This window comes from bacterium (assembly GCA_023230585.1).
Lineage (GTDB): Bacteria > Ratteibacteria > UBA8468 > B48-G9 > JAFGKM01 > JALNXB01.
In genome coordinates, this window is record JALNXB010000001.1 from 62,401 (window position 1) to 86,029 (window position 23,629).

The window sequence follows — 23,629 nt, forward strand, 5'->3', positions numbered from 1 at the left end:
ATGATAACTGCTAATATAAATGGTATTCCTGTCCATGTAAGAAAAGGAACAACGATTCTTGAAGCTGCAAAAAAAATCAATATAAATATTCCTGTTTTATGTAAACATCCTGACCTTGATTCAACGGCTTCTTGTGGGATATGTGTTGTTAAGAATGGAGGTAGTAGTAAATTTTTAAGAGCGTGTTGTACACCTATCGAAGAAGGGATGAATATAATTACTCACGATAACGAACTACAAGAGGTGCGTAAGACAGTCATAGAACTTATATTGTCTAATCACCCAAACGACTGTCTCCAATGTGCAAGAAACAATAATTGTGAACTACAAAAACTTGCAGCTGATTTTGGTATAAGAGAATATCCTTTCCACCAGTTACAGAAAGGTTTAAAACCAGACCTTTCCACAAAAATACTTAAGATTGTGCCTGATAAATGTATTCTGTGTGGTAGATGTATTAATGTATGCCAAAATATACAAAATGTTTGGGCTCTCTCGTTTTTGGAGAGGGGTATTAATACAAGAATTTCAGCCGCTGGAGATATTGACCTTGCAGATAGCCCGTGTATAAAATGTGGGCAGTGTGCAGCCCATTGTCCAACAGGCGCTATCGCTGAATATGATGAAACCGAAAAAACCTGGCAAGCTCTTTATGACCCAGATAAATATTGTGTTGTACAGATAGCTCCTGCTGTTAGGGTAGCTATTGGTGAAGCGTTTGGTTACCCTGAAGGAGAAAACCTGACAGGCAAACTGTATGCCGCTTTAAGAAAACTTGGTTTTAAAGCTGTCTTTGATACCTCGTTTGGTGCAGACTTGACTGTTATGGAGGAAGCTACTGAGTTTATTGAGAGGTTTGTAAACAAAAAAGGACCACTTCCTCTTATTACTTCTTGTTGTCCGTCTTGGGTGGATTTTATGGAGAAATTTTATTCTGATATGATAGAACATTTCTCTACCGCCAAATCTCCTCAATCTATGGTTGGAGTGTTATCTAAAACATATTATGCTGAAAAACATAATATCGACCCTTCAAAAATATTTATGGTTTCTATTATGCCGTGCACAGCTAAAAAATATGAGATAACACGGAGCGAAGAGATGTTTGCTTCTGGGTATCAGGATATAGATGTTTCTTTGACTACAAGAGAACTTGCCCGTATGATAAAACAGGCAGGCGTGAATTTTGCTGGTCTACCTGATGAAGAGCCAGACCATATTCTGGGAGATTATACAGGAGCAGGAGTTATTTTTGGTACTACAGGTGGTGTTATGGAAGCTGCTTTAAGAACAGCACATTTTTTGGTTACTGGAAAGAATGCTGGTATTATGGATTTTGAAAGTGTTAGAGGTTTGAAAGGTGTAAAAGAAACCACTGTGGATATTGCTGGTAACAAAATAAGAGTAGCTATTGCTCACGGGATAGGTAATGTTGAATATGTTTTAAATAAAATACAGAAAGCTATTGCAGAAAAGAAAGAACCACCTTACCATTTTGTGGAAGTTATGGCTTGCCCTGGCGGGTGTGTAGGTGGTGGTGGGCAGCCTTATGGTGTTACCGATAAACTGCGTATGTCTCGTGCTCAGGGGCTATATTTAGATGATGAAAATCAAGATTATCATTATGCTCATGAGAATCCGTACATAAAAAAACTATACGACGAATTTCTTGGAAAACCCCTTAGTGAAAAGAGTCATAAACTTCTCCACACTTTTTATAATCCAAGACCTCTTTACCGTAAATAGGGCGCCATTTATGATAGGAAAACATTATGATGAGGAGAACACCCAAATCATTGAGGTTGCAGATAGGTATATTTGGAAGAACAAATGTGGGGAAATCTACTTTTCTCAATTATGTTACGCACCAAAATGTTGCTGTTACATCTTCTCTACCCGGTACAACAACAGATATAGTTGAAAAAAGTATAGAGTTGTTACCTATAGGACCTGTAGTTTTTCTTGATACTGCAGGTGTAGACGATATATCTCCTCTTGCCAAATTGCGTGCTGAGAAAACTCGAAATATTTTTAAGAGAGCAGACGTGTTTGTACTTGTTGTTGAACCTGATATATGGGGGCAGTATGAAGAAGAACTGGTTTTGACAGCAAAGAAGAATAGAGCGGCTCTCATTGTGGTTGTTAATAAGATAGATATAAAATCTCCTGGAGCGGATTTTATTTCAAAAATCAAAAAAATCACTCCATACTATCTCTACTGTTCTTGTTTAGATAGTGCAAATAGAGATAAGACTATCTCAGAGTTTAAACAAGCACTTTCTAAAGCTTGCCCTGACGGCGTACTTGCTGAAACTTTCCTTGTAGGAGATTTGGTTCCTAACAGAGGGGTTTTAATGCTGATTGTGCCTATAGATATTCAAGCTCCCAAGGGACGTTTGATATTGCCGCAAGTGCAGGTGTTAAGAGATGCTCTCGATAATAACATAATAACTATTGTTGTTAAAGACGATAATATAAAAGAAACAATCAGTAAATTGAAAGAGTTACCTTCGTTAGCGATTTGTGATTCTCAGGTTGTTGGTAAAATGGTAAGCCAGCTTCCATCCACAGTTAATTGTACAACATTCTCTATTCTTTTTACCAGATACAAGGGAAACCTTGCTGAAGCGGTTAAAGGGGCTATGGTAATAGATTCTATAGAGAAAGGCGATAGAATACTTATAGCAGAAAGTTGTTCTCACCACCCTATTGCCGATGATATTGGTAGGGTAAAGATTCCTAGCTGGATACAAGAATATAAAGGGTTTAAGGTTCCTTTTGATGTTTTCTCGGGTAGAGATTACCCACAAGATATGGAGAAATATAAGCTTGTTATACATTGTGGGGGTTGTATGCTAACGCAGAGAGAGATGTTGAATCGTATATATCAAGCAAAAGAACAAAATGTTCCAATTACAAACTATGGTGTAGTGATATCTTTTCTTGAAGGTGTTTTGGATAGAGCTTTATCGCCTTTTCCAGAAGAACTAACAATATATAAAAGAGAACTTATTAAGCAAAAAAGTTCTAATAGAGAGAAAAACTAATGAATATACAAGAATGGACAAAACAACGTATAAGAATGCCTGAAGTAGAACGGTTTATGACCAATGAAACACCTTTTATAAATGCTCAAGATATAGAAAGGCTCTTAAAAATAGAAACCGTATGCACACCTGAAAGGTTTAAGGATATACTCCAAAAATCTTTGTCAATAGAAACCTTGACTTTAGAAGAGACTGCCTGCTTGTTAAATGTAACAGATAAGGATATGTTGGAAGAGATGAAAGAGACAGCTTTAAAGATTAAAAAGAAGGTTTATGATAATAGAATCGTTACCTTTGCGCCTCTTTATATGGGTAACTATTGTGTGAACAACTGTGCATATTGCGGATTTAGGTCTTCTAATAGAGAGGTTACTCGCACAGTTTTAACCCTGGAAGAGGTTAAGCGAGAGACAGAAATTCTTGCTGGTAAAATTGGACACAAACGGCTGATAACAGTTTATGGAGAGCATCCTAAAAACGATGTTGATTATATTACAGATACTATACAAGCAGTTTACGGGGTTAAAGTAAAAGCAAGGTATGGTTATGGTCAGATTAGAAGGACAAATGTTAATGCGCCACCTTTTGGTATTGAAGACCTAAAAAAACTTCATAATGCAGGGATAGGGACATACCAGGTTTTTCAAGAGACGTACCATCCTAAAACATATAGCCAAGTACACCCTCCAGCAACCATAAAAGGGAATTACTTATGGCGTCTTTATACAATGCACAGAGCAATGGAAGCAGGTATAGATGATGTTGGATTGGGGGTCTTGTTTGGTCTTTATGACTGGAAGTTTGAAGTTATGGGGCTTGTTGCTCACAACAGAGAACTTGAGAAATCTTTTGGAGTGGGAACCCATACCATCTCTTTTCCCAGGATAGACCCTGCGTTAGGTACTCCATATAGTGATAACCCTCCTTATAGAGTGTCTGATGAAGATTTTATAAAACTTATGACAGTTATACGGCTGGCAGTTCCTCATACAGGTATGATAATCACTGCAAGAGAAACTGCAGATATGAGAAGAACTTCTCTCTCTTTGGGTATTACCCAAACGGATGCTTCAACAAGGATAGGAGTAGGCGGATATAGCCATAAAAAAGATAGCGATACAGCAGATAAGCAACAGTTTATTCTTGGAGATACCCGCAGTCTTGAAGAAGTAATAAAAGAGTTTACCAGTTTAGGGTATATAACTTCTTTTTGTACAGCTGGGTATAGATGTAGCCGTACAGGTAAGTCGATTATGGAACTTTTAAAAACAGGGCAGGAAGGCAGATTTTGTAAACTTAACGCTGTTTTAACTTTTAGAGAGTGGTTAGACGATTTTGCTTCTGAAGAGACTCGCCAAGAGGCAGAAATTCTTATCCAGAAAGAAATTTCAGAAATAAAACAGATGATGCCTTCTGTTTATCCTATGTTTATAGAATATTATAATAGAACCAAAAAAGGCGATAGAGATATATACTTTTAATAAGAGGGTTTTATGACAGATATTCTTGTATGTAACAAAATAGATACACCAAACGTTGCCCAACTATTTCAACAGGCAGACTCTATACGCAAAAAACATTGCGGTGATGATGTTCATTTAAGAGGGATTATAGAGTTTTCTAACTATTGTGAAAAGAACTGTTTTTACTGCGGACTAAGGCGAGATAACAAAAAACTTACCCGTTACAGGATGTTACCTGATGAAATATTAGAGACTGCCAGACAGGTTGTAGCTAATGGAGTTAAAACCATTGTTCTTCAATCAGGTGAAGAAAGACGGGATATAAAAGAGATATGTAATATTGTTGAAAAAATAAAAAGAGAACTTGATTGTGCTGTTACTTTATCTCTTGGTGAAAAAACGGTTGATGAATATAGAGCTTTAAAAAATTCTGGTGCTGATAGATATTTACTTAAATTTGAAACATCAAACGAGAAGTTGTTCAAAAAACTTAAACCTGATTCTTCATATATGGCAAGATTAAAATGTCTTGATATTCTTGAACAATTAAGTTTTCAAACAGGTGCAGGCAATATTGTGGGTTTACCTGAACAGACAATAAAGATTCTTGAAGAAGATATTCTTTTATTAAAACAACTCAATCCTGCTATGATAAGTATTACACCTTTCTTACCTCATCCAGATACTCCGCTTGGCAAATGCCGTCCAGGAGATTTAAACCTTACCCTTAAAACACTTGCTCTCGCACGGATAACTGTTCCTACATCACATATGCCTGCAACAACAGCTATAAGAACTTTGCATAAACAAGGTGCAGAGAAAGCTCTTTTGTGTGGCGCAAATGTTATTATGCCAAATTTCACTCCACCTCAATATAAAAACCTTTATCTTATATATCCTGATAAGGTATGCCTAAAAGAGGATGCAGAACAATCTATTGAAGAGATTAAAGGGTTGCTTACAAAACTTGGAAGAAAGATTTCAACAGGGTACGGGCATAGTTTGAAACGGTAGCAACTTAACAGGTGAATGTTCAGTTAACCTCATTTTACCATCCTGAACTTGTTTTAGGATCTCTAATGCACTCCACATTTATAATAGGCACTACGTAAAAAACTAGATTCCGGATCAAGTCTGGAATGACATACAGAGGGGTGTCTTCTTTTATAAGTTTGCCAGATTTGATATATCGTTTATTTGCAAAAAAGATAAGATGTTTGCTGAACAGATTTTGTTCCTAACATTATTAGGTATTTCTTTATAGAGCGTCTTCATTTTTGCAGATTCAATATATAAGAAAGGTGAGTGAGAACCAAAGAGAATTCTATCTTCAGAAGTCTTCTCTATTAAATTTGGCAGGCAGTTCAAACCATCAATATAAGATATATCAACAAAAACATTTTTTGTTTCATTTAATATTGTTATTGCTTCAGAACTGTTTAAACATAAACATTCAATATTGTTTTCTGGGTAAGCAAGCGAAAATTCAATAATTTCGTTTAAACCAATTGCAGGTACCTGCATAGCTGGAAACTGTGTTCTATCATCTTCTATTCTAACCTGAACCATAAGAGACATATTAAGAGTTTTTAACTCCAACATTAATGGCTCCATATACTTTGAAGATAGAGAGTAACTATGGAAAGCGGGATAAATCTTTACAGCGTTAGTTTTAGTTAATTGAGTATATTCTATAAGATTTTCTTTCCAATTAGCCAACACTGGATTTATAACCATAACAGGTACTAAAGACGGGTATTCTTCTACCTGTTTTATCAATTGTTTGTTACAAAAATCTATATCTCTGTTCAAGATAGCATCTATTGAAGAGACGATAGCCAAAGAAATTCCTTCCTTTTTAAGGTGAGCGTTCAATTTGGACGGCGTACCTAACAATAAACTCTGGAACGGCCAACAACCCAATGAAACATTTGTATCTATTATCATTTTATATCAAGTAGTTTTTTAGCATTTTCTGCTAAAATCATTTTTTTTGATTTGTCACTTATATCAGCACCGTAAATACGACCAAGCTGAGATGGAAAACTTCTGCAAGGTGTATCTGAACCAAACAAAACTCTTTCAGGACCTATTGTTCTGACTGCAAACTCTAAAATACCAGTAGCAGGTTGGCTACCACCTGTTTCAACATAAACATTACTGAATTTTTCTATATCAAGAACCCCTCTCATCCCACAACCTCCAAGGTGTCCCATAATAATTTTAATATTAGGGTACCTTGAAGCAAGGTAAGCAATATCAGAAGGGCTCGATTCCCCTTGTCTATTTCCTATAGATTTATACCACGTATGTTGTAACACAGGGATACCGAACTTTGATGCTACTTCCATAATATTAGATAACTTTTTATCATTAGCTTTTACTGATACCCACAGTTTTATACCTCTAAACCCTGCTTGCGCAATACACCTTTCGGCCTCTTCAAAAATAAATGTTTTATCATGCTTGGGGTTGAGAAAACAGAAACCGATAAAATTGTCAGGATGTTTTTTTACTACTTGTATACTATTATCATTGATTATTTGTACTTCTTTTTCGGTTGGGTCTTCTCCAAAGGTAGAAACATTACCCATAACACAGAGTTTTTTCACATTAAACTGGAAAGCTGCTTTCAAACATTTATCAGCAGCGTCGTCTGCAAATTTTCCTAAAACAGGGTGTGCGTGTGTATCTATTATTGATATTTTATCCATACAACTTATATTATATTACTATAATATATAAGTCAAATTTTCCTTGTTGCTTTTTTTACTACCCCCCATTCCGTCTTTGCGAGCCGTTTTTTGGCGTGGCAATCTCGCCGAAGGCGGAAAAGGAATGCACCTCTCTTTGCCTTCTCCCCTTGAGGGAGAAGGATCAAGGATGAGGGGTGCAGTTAGCAACTTAACCAAAAACGAAAGACGTAATGATAAAAAATTAGACTCCCCCTTATATGTCATTCCGGATTTATTCGGAATCTCGTTTTTATTACTTCATAGATAACAAAATGAGGCGTTCAGGATGGAGTGGTGGGCAAGGATAAAGCCATCAAGGATGAAGGTGTAAGAAAAAAATATTTGACAAGAAAATCAAATAGTTATAACCTTAAGATTGTGAAACAAATCACAATGATAATGGAAACCTTATATATTACCAAGCAAGACTGGGAAGGTTTTATTAAGGGCAAAACTGTCGATAAAACAATCTTTGCTCCTTTTGATGATAGGGGGTCCTTATTTTACAAGAGAGTTTTTGCTACTAATTGTCAGGATATTGTTTATAATAGAGCAAGACCTATTGAGCCCTTAAAACTATTTTTGTTACCTTTCAAAGAAAGAGTTTTTCCTTCAATTGACGCCATATCCGAAATTATCGTTATGGGGGCTACCTCATGCGATATAAAGGGGTTACAAATTCTTGATAAAGTTTTTTTAGAAGAAGATTATAAAGACCCTAACTACTCATACCGCCGTGATAATACTCTAATAATAAGTTTTGATTGCCTATCTCCGTACTCGTCCTGTTTTTGTGAACTTGTAGGTGTACATCCCTACCCCGAGAATGGTTTTGATTTAAATCTTTCTCTTTGTCAGGATGGGTTTTTAATAGATGTAACTACAGATAAAGGGGCTGCGTTTATTGGGAATGACCAGAAGTTTTTTCAATCTTCAGGTGAACAGGTAGGAATGAGGAAAGAGCAGAGAAAAAGAGTAACAGAACAACTTAAAGAAAGCAATAGAAGGTTCGATTTTTCAAAATTAGATAACCTGAAAGGTGCATATCAGAGCGAAATCTGGCAAACTCCTAAAGATGTTGAGAATTGTGTTCAATGCGGTAGTTGTACCAACAATTGTCCAACCTGTGTATCTTTTTTGCTTGAAGATGTAGGTACCTCAGAAAATATAAAAAAAAATAAGGTTTGGGATAGTTGTCTTTTCCCCGGATACGCTAAAATGGCTGCAGGTGCTTCGCCTCGACCGTCTTTGTATGATAGGTATGCTAATAGATTGTTATGTAAATACTGGTATATGGTTGAAAATTTTGGGGTTAAGGGGTGCACTGGGTGTGGAAGATGTATATCAGGATGTATAGGGAAGATAGATAAAAGGTCGGTCATAACTGAGGTGTTAAGAAACGAAAAGGTAAATATTTGATGAAAAAAAATATTTATGCGCCAATAAAATGTAATGTTATTGAAGTAGTGACTGAATCTCCTAACATTGTGACAGTTAAACTAAAACCCTTAGAAGAGTTTTCTTTTCTTGCAGGACAGTTTGCCTCTTTAACTGTTTTTGGAATTGGTGAAGCACCTTTTACTCCATCATCTTCTCCTTATGATAAAGACAAAATAGAGTTTACTGTAATGAAAACAGGAAGAGTGACAGACGCAATACATAATCTGCAAGTAGGAGATATTGTCGGAGTGAGAGGTCCTTATGGTAAACCTTACCCATTAGATTTTTACCAAGGTAAAGAGATTCTTCTTGTTGGAGGCGGTGTTGGGTTGGCACCTTTAAGGGCTCTCTTTTTTGCGTTAATGGAGACGGTTGACAACTATAAGAAGATTATCTTTTGTTGTGGTGCGAAGACTCCAGAGGACTATATTTATAAAGATAAAATTCTGGACGAGTGGCACAATTTTTGTGATAGGTTTCCTTTAAGTTTCAGGATAACGGTTGATAGGAAATGCCCTGGTTGGAAGTATGGTGAAGGGGTGGTAACAGAAACTCTTGATGGGTTGGCTCTTGATATTTCTAACTCTGTTGCGGTTGTTTGTGGACCTCCTATAATGATGAAATTTACTACATTGAAACTTCTTGAGATAGGTTATACAGATGCTCAGATATATCTTTCTATGGAAAGGAAGATGTATTGTGGGGTAGGTCAATGTCGACATTGCCTTATTGGTGACCTTTTTGTGTGTAAAGATGGACCGGTGTTTACTTATGCTCAGTTGAAAGATAAACCTAATATATGGGTCTAAAAAGAATGAAAAAACTTTATATAGATTATGATATATTGTTGCAAACAGAAGAGGTTTTCCAATGTAGTTATAAGTTACACCCTTATAACGATGGAATAACTACTTTAAGAGAAGAGATTGCTTTTATGTTTGCGTGCCGTAGATGTGAAGATTATCCTTGTGTTAACTCTTGCCCTAACGGTGCCTTAAAAAGAGAGGCAGGACTAATTAAACGTTCAAATTTAGTATGTATAGCTTGTAAGACCTGTTCAATTGCTTGTCCTTTTGGGACTATATTGGTAGAATTACTCCCTTACCTTGTGGGTAGATGTGATGAGTGTATTGGGCGCCTTAAAAAAGACGAGGTGCCTTTATGTGTTGCCAGATGTGAAAGTGGAGCGATACAGTATCTAAAAGAAGATGATATTACCGACAAAACTAACCTTTATAAGATGGGAGAAAAGATTATTGTAAGAGTATTTAACTGGCTTAATTTTTATGGAATTAAAAAATGAGTATAGGTAACTATCTAATATTTATCATTAGAAGTTTCTTTCTTTTAAACGTATTAGGTCTGGTGGCTATGTGGATAGATAGAAAATTGACAGCGCGCCTACAATTTCGTGTGGGACCGCCGTGGTATCAGAATTTTGTAGATTTTTTTAAACTGGTAGGTAAGGAAGTACTAATTCCAGAGAAATCTAACGTTTTTATGTTTGTTTTTGCTCCACTGCTTGCTCTTCTCTCGGCATCAATGGCTGGAACGATAATGTTGTTTGCTATGAAGTTAGGCCTATCTTTTGCTGGGGATATAATTCTTATTGTATACCTGTTGACCATTCCTTCTTTCGCTATAATATTGGGCGGTAGCGCTTCTGGGAATGTTCTTGCAGCTGTTGGTATTAGTAGAGAAATAAAACTTCTTTTGGGGTATGAGTTACCTTTTGTTTGCGCTATTATTATCCCTGCCTTAAAGAGCGGCTCAACAACCTCTTTTTTTACAATTATCCAACACCAACAGACAAACGGTATGTTTATAGGTTCTATCTCTGGTATTATAGGGTTTGTTATAGGGTTACTTTCTTTACAAGGTAAACTTGGGCTTGTGCCGTTCGACCTTGCAGAAGCTGAAGGTGAACTTGCAGCTGGTGCTTTTATGGAATATTCTGGGATTCTGTACGGTTTTTTTAAATTAACAAAAGCAGTTCTGTTTATATCAGGACCATTGTTTCTTGTATCTCTATATTTTGGAGGGGTATCTACCTCCTCGGTGGGTGGCACAATAACTGGTATTTTAAAGTACCTTTTAGTATTAGTTTTAATAACCCTTATTAGAAACACTAACCCAAGGTTAAGGATAGACCAAGCTTTAAAATTGTTTTGGGGTTGGCTAACTCTTTTAGGGTTGGTAGGTATACTTTTAGCATTTATGGGGAGATAATGAACTTAAAGTTAAAAGCATTAAAAAAATCTTTGTGGGTCTACCATTTATCGGGAGGTTCTTGTAATAACTGTGATATAGAGATACTTGATTGTCTTACACCAAGGTTTGATATTGAACGTTTTGGTATGGTGCTTGTTGGTAGCCCAAGACACGCTGATGCTCTTTTATGTACAGGTATTGTAAATAAAAAATGTGTAGAAAGGATAAAAGAGGTATACCATCAGACAGCTAAACCGTGTGTTGTTGTAGCGATAGGCGCCTGTGCTTGTTCAGGCGGAATTTTTAGGGACGGGTACCAGATGGGAGGACCGTTAAATCAAATTATACCGGTAGATATTTATATACCTGGCTGTCCACCTAAACCTGAAGCAATGATTGCTGGTATAGTTAAACTTCTGGAGAAACTCAAATGAAGTTATTGAAAACCTTAAAAGCAACACTTAAAAATTATATAAAAGATGTAAAAGTTCATAATGAACGAAGAATATATATAACAATTGATAGTAAATTTCTTAAAGAGTGCGTTAATATTCTTTTTCGCCAACTTAATGGAAGGTATATTATTATTTCCGGAGTTGACAATTTTGATTCTTTTGAATTGATATACCATTTTGGGTTTGACTTGTTTGGTGCAATAGTATCGTTACGGGTTTTTCTTGAACGTAACAATCCTGAAGTTGTATCTCTTGTAGACACTATTCCGGGCGTTTTTTATATTGAAAGAGAGATTTGGGAACTTTTAGGGATAAATTTTGTAGGTCACCCTAACCTTAAACATTTCTTGTTAAGAGACGATTGGCCTAAAGAAGATTATCCTTTACGTAAAAACAGTAACAATATAACTGGTGACAAATAAATAATGAAAAACAAAAAGAAGAAAGTTGTTGTGCCAATAGGTCCTTACCACCCTCTACTTGAAGAACCAGAGTTTTTTGCTCTATATTGTGAAGGAGAAAAGGTTGTTGATGTGGAATGGCAAGCAGGTTACAACCATAGAGCAATAGAAAAGTTGTCTGAAGGTAAACATTGGGACCAGGTAACGTTTCTTGTGGAAAGGATATGTGGGATATGTTCTACCTCGCACCCTTTTGCGTATTGTAACGCTGTGGAAGACCTGTTGGGTATATCTATACCAGACAAAGCCAAATATATTAGGTGCGTAATTGGAGAGATGGAGAGAATACATAGCCACCTTTTATGGGTAGGGCTTGCTGGTCATTTTCTTGGGTATAACACAATTTTTATGTGGGCGTGGAAATATAGAGAATCTATTCTTGAGATGTTTGAGATAATAACAGGTAATAGAAACCATTATGCTATGTTTAAGATAGGTGGTGTTAGACGAAATATTGAAGATGAAGATATCCCTACTTTAAGAAAAGTGTTGACCAACCTTGCCGGGAAACTTAAGATGCTTACTAATGCGGTTCTTGATGACCCTGTTTTAGGTGTTCGTTTGAAAGGTGTGGGTGTTTTAACAGAAGAGCATATTAAAGATTTTGGTGCGATAGGTCCTGTTGCAAGGGCAAGCGGTGTTTCAGTAGATGTAAGAAAAGATGACCCGTACTCTGCATACCCTTTTTTAGATTGGAAGGTTATAAAGACACAAAACGGGGATGTTTTTGATAAAGCTGTAGTAAGATTGCTTGAATGTATGGAGTCGGTACAAATTATTGAGCAAGCATTAAATTTTATTGAAGGCAACGATGGAGAAATACTAAATGAGGTTAGAGAAATACCTCCAGGCGAGGGGATAGGTCACCACGAAGCTCCTCGTGGCGAGTGTTTCCATTATGTAAAAAGCGATGGAGCCAACAGCCCAGTTAGACATAAAATACGGGCTCCCAGTTCTAACAATATACCTACCTTTAAAGCAAGTTGTATAGGACAAATGATATCAGATGTTGCAATTATCCTTGCCGCTGTTGACCCGTGTTACTGTTGCACAGAAAGGGTTGCAGTATACGATATTGAAAAGAAGAATAAGAAGAGGTACGATTTTTCTGATTTGGTTGAACTCTCAAGAAAAAGAACTGAAGAATTGAGAAGAGAGGTATAAAAAAGGAATGAGAAAACCTAAACTAAGGGAACTTAAAGAAGCTATATCAAGTATTTTTTCAAAACCTTTTACAACAGAATTCCCTTTTAAAACTCATACTCCAGCAGAAAGGTTTAGAGGAAAACCTGAATATAATCAAGATACCTGTGTAGGTTGTGGGGCTTGTTTTCAAGTCTGTCCTTCTAACGCTATTGAGATGATAGATACAGTTGTTGAAGGTAAAGGCAAACGTGTACTTGTTCAACATCCTAAGGATTGCCTGTTTTGTGGAGAATGCGAAAGAAACTGTATCACTGAAACAGGTATACAGCTTACTAAAGTTTTTGATGTATCTTACTTTGACGAGAAAAAAGTTCAAAGTAGTATAGAGCATAACCTTGTTGTTTGTAAGCATTGTAAAGAGGTTATAGGGGCAGAAAAACATATCCTCTGGACCTTAAGGAAACTTGGTAACCTTGCATATTCTCAACCTGTGATGATATCTGGATTGATGTCAGATTTGGAGCTAAAGGTTGAGGTAGAAGAGACCGTGGTAGCCCCTATACAGAGAACAGATATCCTTAAGGTTGTATGCCCTAAATGTAGGCGTCTTGCTTTTATAACAGATGAGAAGAGGGAGAGGTAGTCATAAATGTATATTGACCAAAAAATGTTGATGTCAGTTTTGCTGTTGCCTTTTGCTGGCGCACTTATAGTACTGCTGTTACCAGCAAGGAGATCCATTATAACAGGTTTTTTCGTTCTTTTAACACAATTAGTTTGCTCTTTTCCTATTATTAACACTATGGTTGGGTGTGGTCCTGTACAAGTACAAGAGCGTTTTAGGGAAAACACAGTTGAGGTGAGTATTCTTAATGTCTTTTTTAGATGTACTTCATTAAGTTACATCTTTGCTTTGACTTCTATTTTTGTGGGAGTAGTTATATACCTCTTTTCTCTGGGTTATTTTAAGGAAGAGAAGGTTGAAGAACAAAAGAAATTTTCTTTCTGGGGGTTGCTCTTTATAGGGAGTATGATGGGGGTGATATTTTCTGATAACCTTATCTCTCTATACCTTTTTTGGGAACTGGCAGGGTTATGTTCTTGGAAACTTATAGGTTTTTACAGAAAAGACGAGCACCTCTTAAAAGCAGATAAGGCCTTTCTTATTACTAGCGCTGGTGCCGGGTTGATGATGTTAAGTTTTGCGTGTATATATGCGCAGACGGGAACCTTAAGTTTATCTCAGTTATCTTGTCAGCAAGTATCTCCTTTGGTGTTTACTCTTTTTTTTATAGGGGTATTAACAAAGTCAGCCAGTTTCCCTTTTCATACGTGGTTACCCGACGCATCTGTTGCCCCTACTCCCGTAACGGCCTTTCTTCATGCTGCTGTCCTTGTGAAGATAGGTGTCTATGGGCTTTTTAAGATTTTTGTTAGAACACTTTTGGTTTCAGGGTGGACATTATGGGCGGGGTGGCTGGCTCTCTTTAGTAGTATTGTTGCTGGTATTATTGCTTTAAGAGAAGAAGATATAAAGAAGATACTTGCTTTTTCTACTGTTAGCCAACTTGGTTTAATGATAGCCGGGCTGATGGTATTTAATATGACGGCAGCTGAGGGTGTGTTAATATTTTATTTTGCTCACGCTCTGGGTAAAGGAGGGCTTTTTCTTTGTGCCGGTGTTATTGAGAGGGTATTTGGTACAAAAAATATTAAAGAGATGGGTGGTTTAATAAAAGAGATGCCAGCACTAACTTTTGCTTTTTTTATAGGGATGCTCTCTGTAATAGGGATACCACCTTTACCGGGTTTTTTTGGTAAATTAGAGATTATAATAGGAATGGTTCAAAGTAAACAGATTATTTATGCTCTCTCTGCTATTCTTTCATCGGTTTTAACTCTTTTATATATGTTCAGGTTTTTCTTTTATGTGTTTATGGGGGAAAAAAGAGAGGTTTTGAGAGAAAATAGAGTTGGGTTTAAACCTATGCTTACTTCTGTCCTGTTACTTGCAATAGTTTCTCTTGTTTTGGTTATAATTATGACAGGGCACTATTTTAAATTTCTTTAGTTTTTATGTAATTATGTTATATCAAACGGATATGATTAGTTGTAGAGAATTATATATACCAATGGAGGGAAAAAGTTGAATCTTAATGTGTGGTTTCTACCTGTAATAATAAGTTTTGGAATATCTTTACTTCATCTTGTTTCTCCCAGGATGGGCAGAAAGTATAGAAGATGGGTCTCGCTATTTGGAGGGTTCGCTATTCTTGTGAGTTGCTTATACTCTCTTTATATTAACAATGATTATCTTTACTCTTGGCAAAACTTTGGTCTTCTTTTTGGTATACTTATCTCAGCTATCTCTCTTTCAAGTATCTCTTTTTCTCAGTGGTACAATCCTGACGACGGTTACGCCTATGACTCCCTGCTCTTTCTATTTATTGGTGCAATGAACGGGGTGGTCTTATCTCACTCTTTTATTGCCCTATTCGTATATTGGGAAATAATGACCATTGCAAGTTTCTTTCTTGTTCTTTTTAATGATACCATCGAAGCAAGGCAGGCATCAGTTAAATACATAATTATGACAGGAGCGGGGAGTATGATGCTTCTTTTTGGAATTATTGGTATCTTAGTTGGCACTACCATTATCGGTGACAATATTGTATGGGAACATATCTTTTTTGCTTCTATACTTATTGGCACAGGCATTAAAGCTGGCATTATTCCTTTACATACTTGGCTTCCTGATGCCCATCCTGCAGCTCCAACACCTGTCTCCTCTATGTTATCAGGGATAATGATTAAGACAGGTGTTTATGCTTTTATAAAACTATATTTTGGAATATTTAACCCTTCGTGGTCATTATCTTGGGATGTAATCCTAACTATAATAGGTGTTTTGACTCTTGTAGGCGGGGTGTTCCTTGCTCTTATCCAGAGTGATATAAAAAGACTTCTTGCTTACCATAGTATCAGCCAGATAGGGTATATCTTTCTTGGTATATCTTGCGGTACAAGTATAGGTCTTGTTGGTGCTATCTACCACACAATTAACCACGCCATATTCAAAAGTTTACTCTTTCTTGGCGCAGGAGTCTTGATAAAAACAACAGGTTCTCGATACCTACAAGATTACGGAGGGCTTGCTAAAAAATTACCCTTCACTTTTGCTGTTATGACTGTTGCTTCAATGTCTATATCAGGGATACCTCCGTTTAATGGTTTTATTTCAAAATGGATAATCTATCAAGCGCTCCTAACTAAAGGAAACAGTTTGTCTATTTTTGCTATGGTTGCTGCTCTATTGGGTAGCGTTTTAACACTTGCTTCTTTTATAAAAGTTTTGAACGATTCGTTTATGGGGGTAAGAGAGAAAGAACTAAAAGGAGAAAGATTGGAAAGTTCTCCCTTTATGAATATACCTATGTTTATTTTAGCACTGGGCTGTTTTATTTTTGGAGTTTTTCCAGGGTTGGTATTAGAGAGAATTGTTTTTCCCTCTATTGGAGAGTATGTGAACCTTAACATTTCGCATATAAAATTGGTTGGTATGTATGGGTGGTTGGTCATAGTTTTATTTATATTTGTACTTGTGTTTACCAAGTTTTTTAAAAAAGTAAGGATAGTGAAAAACTTTGTAGGTGGAGAACTTTTATCTTCTCAAGATACATCTTTTGATGGTACCCATTTTTATGGCACAATAAAAGATATTCCTTTAATTAAGATATTCTATTTGGCAGAAGAGAGGGGTGCCCTTGATATTTACCAGAGAGCTCTACAATCTCTTCCCAAAACAGGTAGATTCTTTAAAGTTATAGGGGTTAGAATGGTAGACAACGTGTACCATAGAGGAAACCATATCTTAAACAGGTGGGTATCTAAACTTAAAGTGATACAGAACGGGCTGCTTGCAAAGTATATTATATGGATTTTTGCAGGGATTATACTATTAATGGAGGTTATAAGAAGATGATACTAAATATACCTCTCTTATCTTCTCTGTTGGTTCTTATGGCTGTTGGTTCTGTTATTGCAATATCAGCAAAAAGTCTTACCTCTTCTGTTGTGGCAATGGGTACAGCAGGCCTTATTCTGAGTATCCTCTTTCTTATTCTTGGAGCGCCTGATATTGCTATAGTACAGGTCTTTGTGGAGATTGTAGCGTTAATCGTTCTATTATCAATTATTTCACGAGAATCTTCTGCGGATATGTCTTCGTCGGGTATGTACGCAGGGTTTGTGCTACTTATTTTTAGTATATTTCTTTTTACTTTTATGCTTAACTCTAAACTGTTTTTAAGACCTTTTGGGGAACCGCTTATGACTATGGGCTCGGGGTACCTAAAATCTTCGGTAGAAACATTAAAAGGAGCGGATGTTGTCAACTCTATAGTACTTGATTTAAGAGGTTATGATACACTTGGTGAAGCTACAATTATTTTTACTGCTATATTGGGGGTATTGGCGATGTTGCGGCTAAAAGGGAGGATTGATGGATAAAGGGACAAAAAAGTATGTGGTGTCTACTCACTCTGGAACTACGGTGCATACACCTTCTACACAACAATCGGGCACTCTGAGAACTTACCCTTCTGCATAAAAGGCATCTCCGAAGGGTTTAACAGGCTCAGTGTAGTAGAACAAAAGGCTTGAACCTTTTGTTAACAGCCCGATTCTTGCTTGAGTTGTAGTAGCACCTCGTAATTCGTTCATAGACACATACTTTTTTAACGAAAAGAAAAACAAAGGCAATGATAAAAGCATAAAAGAAAAGCGTATGGGGTGTTTACTCACTCTGGTACTACGGTGCATACACCTTTCCTTTTTTGCCTTCTACCCTTAGGGGATGTTTGGGGTAGTAAGTCCCCAAGAGTTTGCAAAGAGGTTAATGGGATGAGGTTTATCCGCCGAAGCTTGCATTTTAGCGCAGGTGGAGGGGTAGTTAGCAACTTAACCAAAAACGAAAGACGTAATGATAAAAGATGAGATTGCCCCCTGCATGTCATTCCGGACTTGATCCGGAATCTCGTTTTTACCGCTTCTGTTAAGTGGGTTAGGTTAGAGATCCTGAAACAAGTTCAGGATAACAAAATGTGGGAGTAGGGGAACAAAAGGCTTGAACCTTTTGTTAACAGCCCCCCATTCCGCCTTTTGTAGTTAGTCTTGCGAGTTTTACCCGCCGAAGCCTTGGCGTAGGAGGGGCTTCGTAACGTGGCAATCTCGCCGAAGGCGGAAAAGGAATGGGAAGGAATAATAGTATGGTTAAAAGGGAGGATTGATGGATAAAGGGATGAGCGAGATAGTTAAGGGTATTTCAAAAATAGTGTTCCCATTTATTATACTTTTTGGCATTGCTCTTGTTTTATATGGGCATATTAATCCAGGGGGCGGATTTTCAGGTGGGGCTGTTTTGGCTGGAGGGTTTGTACTGCTTCTGCTTGCTTTTGGGAAAGATTATGTGTTTAAAGTTTTCCCTCCAAAAATTGCTCGGCTGATTGATAGTTTAGGGGCTTTAGGGTTTTTGTGTATTGCTGTTTTAGGGTTTACAGGAGGCCACTTCTTTTATAATTTCCTCAATAAAGGCCGGCTCTTCCATTTATGGAGTGGTGGTACGATGGTATTTGCTAATATTGCTATAGGTATGAAAATTTGTTCAGCTCTTTTTGTTGGCATTTCTGTTCTGTCTATGGCTCGCCTTGAAAAGAAAGAGAATGGGCCTATATATAGGCAGAGCGGGGAGGAATAATGGTTATATATCTTCTGGTTGCTCTTATTTTCTTTATAGGGTTATATGGTATTGTTGCTAAAAAGAATATCATAAAAATTATTATAGGGGCTAACATTGTGGGTTATGCAGTTAATCTGTTGTTTATAGTGATGGGGTATCAATGGGGCGGGATGGCTCCGGTGTTAACTGAAAAGACCAAACCAGATGAATTCTATAAGTTAGCCGTTGACCCTTTACCTCAGGCACTTGTTTTAACATCAATAGTTATTGACCTTGCTTTCCTTGCTTTTTTGTCTGCACTTGCTATCCGTCTTTATGAAAAGTATGAAACCTTTGATATAGAAAAGATGCGGAGGTTAAAAGGATGAACCTTATTGTTATGCCGGTGGTTATTTATTTAGGTTCTGCTTTTGTTATACCGTTGTTATTTAGGAAGAACGAGGAGTTGGCAGGGAAATTTACCTGTATATGCACGTTTCTTGCGTTTGTTATATCTATCCTTATAGGAATCAATGTTTTTTCTCAAGGTAGATTTATATCTTTTGCAGGCGGTTGGGAAAATCCCGTAGGTATAGCTTTAATGGTTGACCCTTTATCTGCGTTATTTCTTATAGTATGCAATTTTATAACATTCTTCATACTACTATATTCAGATACCTATATGAAAAAATATACAGGTAGAATATATTTTAACTCTCTCTTTATGTTAATGCTTGCAGGTATGAACGGTGTACTTATAAGTATGGATATATGGAACATTTTTGTCTTTTTTGAAATAGCTTCAATATCGTCTTTTATACTTGTTGCTTTTGGTTTGAAGGCAGAAGAGTTGGAAGCATCATTAAAATATACTATTATGGGGTTCTTGGCATCAACTATGATACTTTTTGGCATGGCTATGATATACGGGCTTACTGGGACCTTAAACCTGCCTGATATTGCATTTGCTTTATCTAAATTACCTCCTTCTCATTTATGGTTCACTGTTGCTCTGCTTTTGTCTGGGTATATATTAAAGATGGCTCTTGTACCTTTCCATACTTGGCTACCAGACGCTCATTCTATGGCACCTGCACCAGTGTCGGCTATATTGTCGAGCCTTTTTATAAAAATTATAGGGTTTTACCTTGTGATACGTGTTTCTTTGAACCTTTTTGGGGATATATACCAGATAAAGACAGCGCTTATTGTGTTGGGAGTGGTGTCTATGATACTTGGCGGTATTATGGCTTATGGACAACAAAATATCAAACGGTTGTTTGCCTATTCTACTATCAGTCAGATAGGGTATTGTGCGATTGGAATAGGTATTGGAGGTTACTTGGGATACCTTGGGGCTATTATGCATTTTATTGGGCACGCTTTTTCTAAATCACTACTATTTTTAGATATAGGCGCAATTGAATATATGACAGGCACCACTGATTCTAATGATTTGGAAGGAATCAATGAGCAGATGCCTTTTACAACCTTATTTTCAAATATGGGAATGTTCGGAATATCAGGTATTCCTCCTTTAGGTAATTTTTGGAGTAAACTGATTATTATACTTGCAGCTGTAAAAGCAGGATACTTTGGGGTTGCTCTTTTATCAGTTTTTGTTGCTGTCTTAACTCTCGGGTATTTTCTTAAACTATTAAGGAACGTCTACTACAACAAACCTAAAACCAAAGAAGAAAAAAAAGAAGCTCCTTTGGGGTTGTTGGTGCCAATGGCAACCTTATCGTTTATGGTGCTATTTACAGGGGTTTTTCTGATACCTTCTATAAGAAAAACTGTTTTAGATAAAACCGTTGGAGTGATGGAAAACTTTTCGTATAAAAGTTTACATATTTCGGAAACCGATGAAAGTATATTGTTAGAAGAGTAAAAGGAAAAAGAAATGAGATACTTTTTTATGTTTATAGTTTTGTATATTATCTGGCTAATGGTAACTTGCAATATGGAGGTTGCCAATTTTTATGCTGGGGCAATCGTTGCTTTAATTGTTACAGCGTTATTTGGGAAAGAATTTCCTTACCACCCTAAACATACTTTTCAAATAAAGAGATACTTTGCATTTATTAAATTTTTAGGTGTCTTTTTTGTGCAGGTTGTACATGCTAACTTCATAATGGCTTATAGGGTTTTAAGTCCAAACTTACCAATTAAACCGGGGATAGTAGAGATACCTCTCTATCTTAAATCCCCTCTGGGTAGAGTAATTCTTGCTAACGCTATCACTCTTGCGCCGGGCACTTTTACTATGGACATCACAAGTGATACACTTATATTACACTGGATATACGTACAGACAGAAGACCCACATAAAGCAGAAGAAATTATATGCGGTAGGTTACAAAGAATTCTTAAGGAGGTATTTGAATGATTGCCTTATTAGTTTTTTTAACAGTGTGTGTTGCTTTGTGTGTCTACAGAATTTTTGTTGGACCTACTTCTGCAGACAGGATGGTAGGGATAGATATTCTTGGTATAATAGTTGTGATATTTTGTGTTCTATTGGCGTTATACACAGGTTTTGATTATTATATGAATATAGGTATCGCTTGGTCAATTATTGGTTTTGTTAGTACAATCACTTTTGCAAAGTTTCTTGAAGGGAGGCATTTAGATGAGTGAAGTTATTGGGCAAATATTTCTTGTTGTAGGGTTATGTTTTACATTTTTTGGATGTGTAGGGTTGGTAAGAATGCCTGACGTATACTGCAGGTTGCAGGCGGCAACAAAATGTGTTACTCTGGGAACAGGTAGTGTTTTGATAGGGGCTCTTATAATAACAGGGTTTACTGGTATAGGAATAAAATCTTTGGTATGTTTTATATTTCTTTTTTTAAACTCACCAACGGCTGCACACGCTCTTGCTAAATCAGCTAAAGCTGCTGGAGTGCCTGTCTGGAAAAAAACTGAACCTGATAAAAACAAAAATCTCTAACAACCTTTCTTAAAGGTCTTTAGCAACATTGTAAAAAAATAAAATGCATGAACTTGTATTGATTTCAAATCTTTTAAAAATTCTTAACAAAATAAAAGAAGACGATAGGAATATATATTCTTTTCTGGCAATACATATTACTGTAAACCCATATAGTTGTATAGATGAGGAAAATCTTAATTTTATGTTTCGCTCTGTAGTCGGAAAAGAAGAGATATATAAAGATGCTAAAATATGTGTAACAAGAGGGGCTAACCCTGCTGATAGAGAGTTTATACTTGATAATGTGGAGGTAGAGGTTTATGAAGAATAAGGTTAAAACAATTAAGGTAGGAGCAAGCATATTGAAAGAAAATGATAAAATATCTGAAGAGAATAGGTTATTATTTGAAAAAAACAATGTGTGCTGTATAAATGTTATGGGGTCTCCCGGTTCGGGTAAAACATCTCTACTTGAGAAGACAATACCTAAACTTAAATTAAAAAATATAAAACCTGGGGTTATAGAGGGAGATATAGAAGGAACGTTAGATGGTGAACGGCTTTTAAAATATGGTATACCTGTGGTGCAGATAAACACAGGGGGAGCGTGTCATCTGGATGCCAATATGGTAAAGAAAGGCCTTGAGAACCTCAATTTGAATGAGATAGATATCCTATTTATTGAAAATGTTGGCAATCTTGTATGCCCTGCTGCGTTTACTCTCGGCGAAAGTTACAACGTTATTATTTCAAGTTGCCCAGAAGGAGAGGAAAAACCTTTAAAATATCCTTTGATGTTTAATATTTCTAATATATGCCTCCTTAATAAAATGGACTTGTCTGAACATTTGGATTTTAATACCAAACAATTTAAAGAGTACCTATTTAAGGTTGCGCCAGATACTAAACTTATACCGCTATCTTCAAAAACAGGAGATGGTTTTGAAGAATGGTTAGATTTTCTTTACTTGTCTGCCCCTGAAAATAAAAAAGAACGTATAGTGGTGGTAGGTTTGGGGGATAGGATGAAAGGGGACGATGCAGCAGGATGCGAAATAGCTGAACAACTTCATAAAGAGGATATCTCAGAGAATGTAAAAATAATTAATGCTGAAAACGCTATAGAAAACTATATTGGCGTGATAAAAGGATTTAAGCCAGATAGAATATATTTTGTTGACGCTGTTGACTTTAGTGGAACTCCAGGAGAAGTAAGACTTATGGAGGCAGGTTCTCTGGTAAGCAACACCTCTTCAACACATACTTTAGCTTTGCCGTTGATAATAGAAAATATTAAAGCAGAAACTTCTGCAAAATGTACTATCGTTGGAGTTCAACCTAAAAAGATATTGTTTTCACAGAAGATTTCAAATGAGGTTAGGGAAGGTATTATGAATGCAGTTAAAATGTTGAGGGAAATATTATGGAAAAAGAGATAGTTATGAAGTATGCAAATAAAGAAATCAAAATTTTAATGAAAGATAGCCGTTTAGCAAAAGCAATATGTGAGAAATTACCGTTTAAGGTGAATGTAAATGTTTGGGGTAGAGAAATCTATTTTGAGATACCTGTAAAGTCCAGTATAACAGACTCTGTAATAGAACTTGAAGAAGGAGATGTGGCTTACTGGCCAGATGGAAGGTGTCTATGCTTTTTTTTCGGACCCACCCCAGCAAGCACAGGAACAAAACCAAAAGCTGCCGGTTATGTTGAGGTGGTTGGAAGGGTTACTTCTGATTTGAAAGAACTTGAAAAGGTGAAATCAGGAGAAGAGGTGGTAATTGAATGAAGACGTAAAAAACATAAAAGACCCCCTCACCTTGCATCCTCTCCCCCAAAAGGAGAGGCAAATAAGGAAAGATTGTCATTCTGGGGTTTATCCCGAGTACCCTCGAGGGGCTTAACAGGCTCATAGTAGTAGAACAAAAGGCTTAAACCTTTTGTTAACAGCCTCCCCATTCCGTCTTTTTTAGTTGACTTTCTACTTATTTGGTAGTATAATACAAAAAAGTTGATACTT

26 protein-coding genes are annotated in these 23,629 nt (G+C 36.6%); 24 read left to right on the top strand and 2 right to left on the bottom strand.

The genetic code is table 11. From position 1 onward, the window contains the following. The 4 genes from M0P98_00275 to hydE are packed head-to-tail and all read left to right on the top strand — an operon-like array spanning position 1 to position 5,524. On the top strand, positions 1–1,746 hold the full coding sequence (locus tag M0P98_00275; protein MCK9265317.1) for an NADH-dependent [FeFe] hydrogenase, group A6: 1,746 nt from the start codon (positions 1–3) through the stop codon (positions 1,744–1,746). Between the two features lie 26 nt (positions 1,747–1,772). Then, positions 1,773–3,047 (top strand): [FeFe] hydrogenase H-cluster maturation GTPase HydF, encoded by a 1,275-nt coding sequence (gene hydF / locus M0P98_00280; protein MCK9265318.1) that lies wholly within the window; start codon positions 1,773–1,775, stop codon positions 3,045–3,047. Continuing rightward, entirely contained in the window at positions 3,047–4,528 is a 1,482-nt protein-coding gene (gene hydG / locus M0P98_00285; protein MCK9265319.1) for a [FeFe] hydrogenase H-cluster radical SAM maturase HydG, read from the top strand. The genes hydF and hydG overlap by 1 nt, the downstream gene beginning before the upstream one ends. 12 nt (positions 4,529–4,540) lie before the next feature. Next, on the top strand, positions 4,541–5,524 hold the full coding sequence (hydE, locus tag M0P98_00290) for a [FeFe] hydrogenase H-cluster radical SAM maturase HydE (protein MCK9265320.1): 984 nt from the start codon (positions 4,541–4,543) through the stop codon (positions 5,522–5,524). A gap of 150 nt (positions 5,525–5,674) precedes the next feature. Here the strand turns inward: hydE and M0P98_00295 are convergent, their stop codons facing one another. Together M0P98_00295 and M0P98_00300 are read right to left on the bottom strand one after the other, a co-directional pair. Next, complete coding sequence (locus M0P98_00295; GenBank protein ID MCK9265321.1) at positions 5,675–6,457, bottom strand: hypothetical protein; 783 nt, start codon at positions 6,455–6,457, stop codon at positions 5,675–5,677. Continuing rightward, complete coding sequence (locus M0P98_00300) at positions 6,454–7,224, bottom strand: amidohydrolase family protein (GenBank protein ID MCK9265322.1); 771 nt, start codon at positions 7,222–7,224, stop codon at positions 6,454–6,456. Before M0P98_00300 ends, M0P98_00295 begins: the two co-directional genes overlap by 4 nt. 315 nt (positions 7,225–7,539) lie before the next feature. Between M0P98_00300 and M0P98_00305 the strand changes: the two genes are divergently transcribed. From M0P98_00305 to M0P98_00400, 20 genes are all read left to right on the top strand, one after another. After that, positions 7,540–8,664: a 4Fe-4S dicluster domain-containing protein gene (locus M0P98_00305; GenBank protein ID MCK9265323.1), complete on the top strand. Its 1,125-nt coding sequence runs from the start codon at positions 7,540–7,542 to the stop codon at positions 8,662–8,664. Next, positions 8,664–9,494, top strand: coding sequence for an FAD/NAD(P)-binding protein (locus M0P98_00310; GenBank protein MCK9265324.1), 831 nt, complete (start codon positions 8,664–8,666; stop codon positions 9,492–9,494). Before M0P98_00305 ends, M0P98_00310 begins: the two co-directional genes overlap by 1 nt. Positions 9,495–9,499: 5 nt before the next feature. After that, positions 9,500–9,988, top strand: coding sequence for a hypothetical protein (locus M0P98_00315; GenBank protein MCK9265325.1), 489 nt, complete (start codon positions 9,500–9,502; stop codon positions 9,986–9,988). Continuing rightward, complete coding sequence (locus tag M0P98_00320) at positions 9,985–10,914, top strand: NADH-quinone oxidoreductase subunit H (GenBank protein ID MCK9265326.1); 930 nt, start codon at positions 9,985–9,987, stop codon at positions 10,912–10,914. Before M0P98_00315 ends, M0P98_00320 begins: the two co-directional genes overlap by 4 nt. Continuing rightward, complete coding sequence (nuoB, locus tag M0P98_00325) at positions 10,914–11,330, top strand: NADH-quinone oxidoreductase subunit NuoB (GenBank protein ID MCK9265327.1); 417 nt, start codon at positions 10,914–10,916, stop codon at positions 11,328–11,330. Before M0P98_00320 ends, nuoB begins: the two co-directional genes overlap by 1 nt. Beyond that, a complete protein-coding gene (locus tag M0P98_00330) occupies positions 11,327–11,773 on the top strand; it encodes an NADH-quinone oxidoreductase subunit C (protein MCK9265328.1) in 447 nt (148 codons plus the stop codon). Before nuoB ends, M0P98_00330 begins: the two co-directional genes overlap by 4 nt. Positions 11,774–11,776: 3 nt before the next feature. Further along, a complete protein-coding gene (locus tag M0P98_00335) occupies positions 11,777–12,976 on the top strand; it encodes a nickel-dependent hydrogenase large subunit (GenBank protein ID MCK9265329.1) in 1,200 nt (399 codons plus the stop codon). Positions 12,977–12,983: 7 nt separating this feature from the next. Then, positions 12,984–13,601 carry a 4Fe-4S dicluster domain-containing protein gene (locus M0P98_00340; protein ID MCK9265330.1) on the top strand — a complete coding sequence of 206 codons (618 nt, stop codon included), beginning with the start codon at positions 12,984–12,986 and terminating at the stop codon, positions 13,599–13,601. 6 nt (positions 13,602–13,607) lie between these two features. Next, positions 13,608–15,029 carry an NADH-quinone oxidoreductase subunit L gene (locus M0P98_00345; protein MCK9265331.1) on the top strand — a complete coding sequence of 474 codons (1,422 nt, stop codon included), beginning with the start codon at positions 13,608–13,610 and terminating at the stop codon, positions 15,027–15,029. Between the two features lie 75 nt (positions 15,030–15,104). Continuing rightward, positions 15,105–16,940, top strand: a complete 1,836-nt coding sequence (locus M0P98_00350; GenBank protein MCK9265332.1) for a hypothetical protein — start codon at positions 15,105–15,107, stop codon at positions 16,938–16,940. Beyond that, entirely contained in the window at positions 16,937–17,467 is a 531-nt protein-coding gene (locus tag M0P98_00355) for a DUF4040 domain-containing protein (protein MCK9265333.1), read from the top strand. The genes M0P98_00350 and M0P98_00355 overlap by 4 nt, the downstream gene beginning before the upstream one ends. Before the next feature lie 778 nt (positions 17,468–18,245). After that, positions 18,246–18,713: a sodium:proton antiporter gene (locus tag M0P98_00360; protein MCK9265334.1), complete on the top strand. Its 468-nt coding sequence runs from the start codon at positions 18,246–18,248 to the stop codon at positions 18,711–18,713. Next, positions 18,713–19,063, top strand: coding sequence for a sodium:proton antiporter (locus M0P98_00365; protein ID MCK9265335.1), 351 nt, complete (start codon positions 18,713–18,715; stop codon positions 19,061–19,063). The genes M0P98_00360 and M0P98_00365 overlap by 1 nt, the downstream gene beginning before the upstream one ends. Then, the gene (locus M0P98_00370) at positions 19,060–20,565 is read left to right on the top strand and encodes an NADH/ubiquinone/plastoquinone (complex I) (GenBank protein MCK9265336.1); all 1,506 of its coding nucleotides are present in this window, start codon (positions 19,060–19,062) and stop codon (positions 20,563–20,565) included. The genes M0P98_00365 and M0P98_00370 overlap by 4 nt, the downstream gene beginning before the upstream one ends. Positions 20,566–20,577: 12 nt before the next feature. After that, the gene (locus M0P98_00375) at positions 20,578–21,063 is read left to right on the top strand and encodes a Na+/H+ antiporter subunit E (GenBank protein MCK9265337.1); all 486 of its coding nucleotides are present in this window, start codon (positions 20,578–20,580) and stop codon (positions 21,061–21,063) included. Next, on the top strand, positions 21,060–21,314 hold the full coding sequence (locus tag M0P98_00380; GenBank protein ID MCK9265338.1) for a monovalent cation/H+ antiporter complex subunit F: 255 nt from the start codon (positions 21,060–21,062) through the stop codon (positions 21,312–21,314). The genes M0P98_00375 and M0P98_00380 overlap by 4 nt, the downstream gene beginning before the upstream one ends. Further along, complete coding sequence (gene mnhG / locus M0P98_00385) at positions 21,307–21,627, top strand: monovalent cation/H(+) antiporter subunit G (GenBank protein ID MCK9265339.1); 321 nt, start codon at positions 21,307–21,309, stop codon at positions 21,625–21,627. The genes M0P98_00380 and mnhG overlap by 8 nt, the downstream gene beginning before the upstream one ends. A 43-nt stretch (positions 21,628–21,670) precedes the next feature. Beyond that, positions 21,671–21,940 carry a hypothetical protein gene (locus tag M0P98_00390; protein ID MCK9265340.1) on the top strand — a complete coding sequence of 90 codons (270 nt, stop codon included), beginning with the start codon at positions 21,671–21,673 and terminating at the stop codon, positions 21,938–21,940. After that, positions 21,930–23,048, top strand: a complete 1,119-nt coding sequence (gene hypB / locus M0P98_00395; protein ID MCK9265341.1) for a hydrogenase nickel incorporation protein HypB — start codon at positions 21,930–21,932, stop codon at positions 23,046–23,048. Before M0P98_00390 ends, hypB begins: the two co-directional genes overlap by 11 nt. Next, entirely contained in the window at positions 23,033–23,398 is a 366-nt protein-coding gene (locus tag M0P98_00400; GenBank protein MCK9265342.1) for a cyclophilin-like fold protein, read from the top strand. The genes hypB and M0P98_00400 overlap by 16 nt, the downstream gene beginning before the upstream one ends. Positions 23,399–23,629 lie beyond the last annotated feature (231 nt).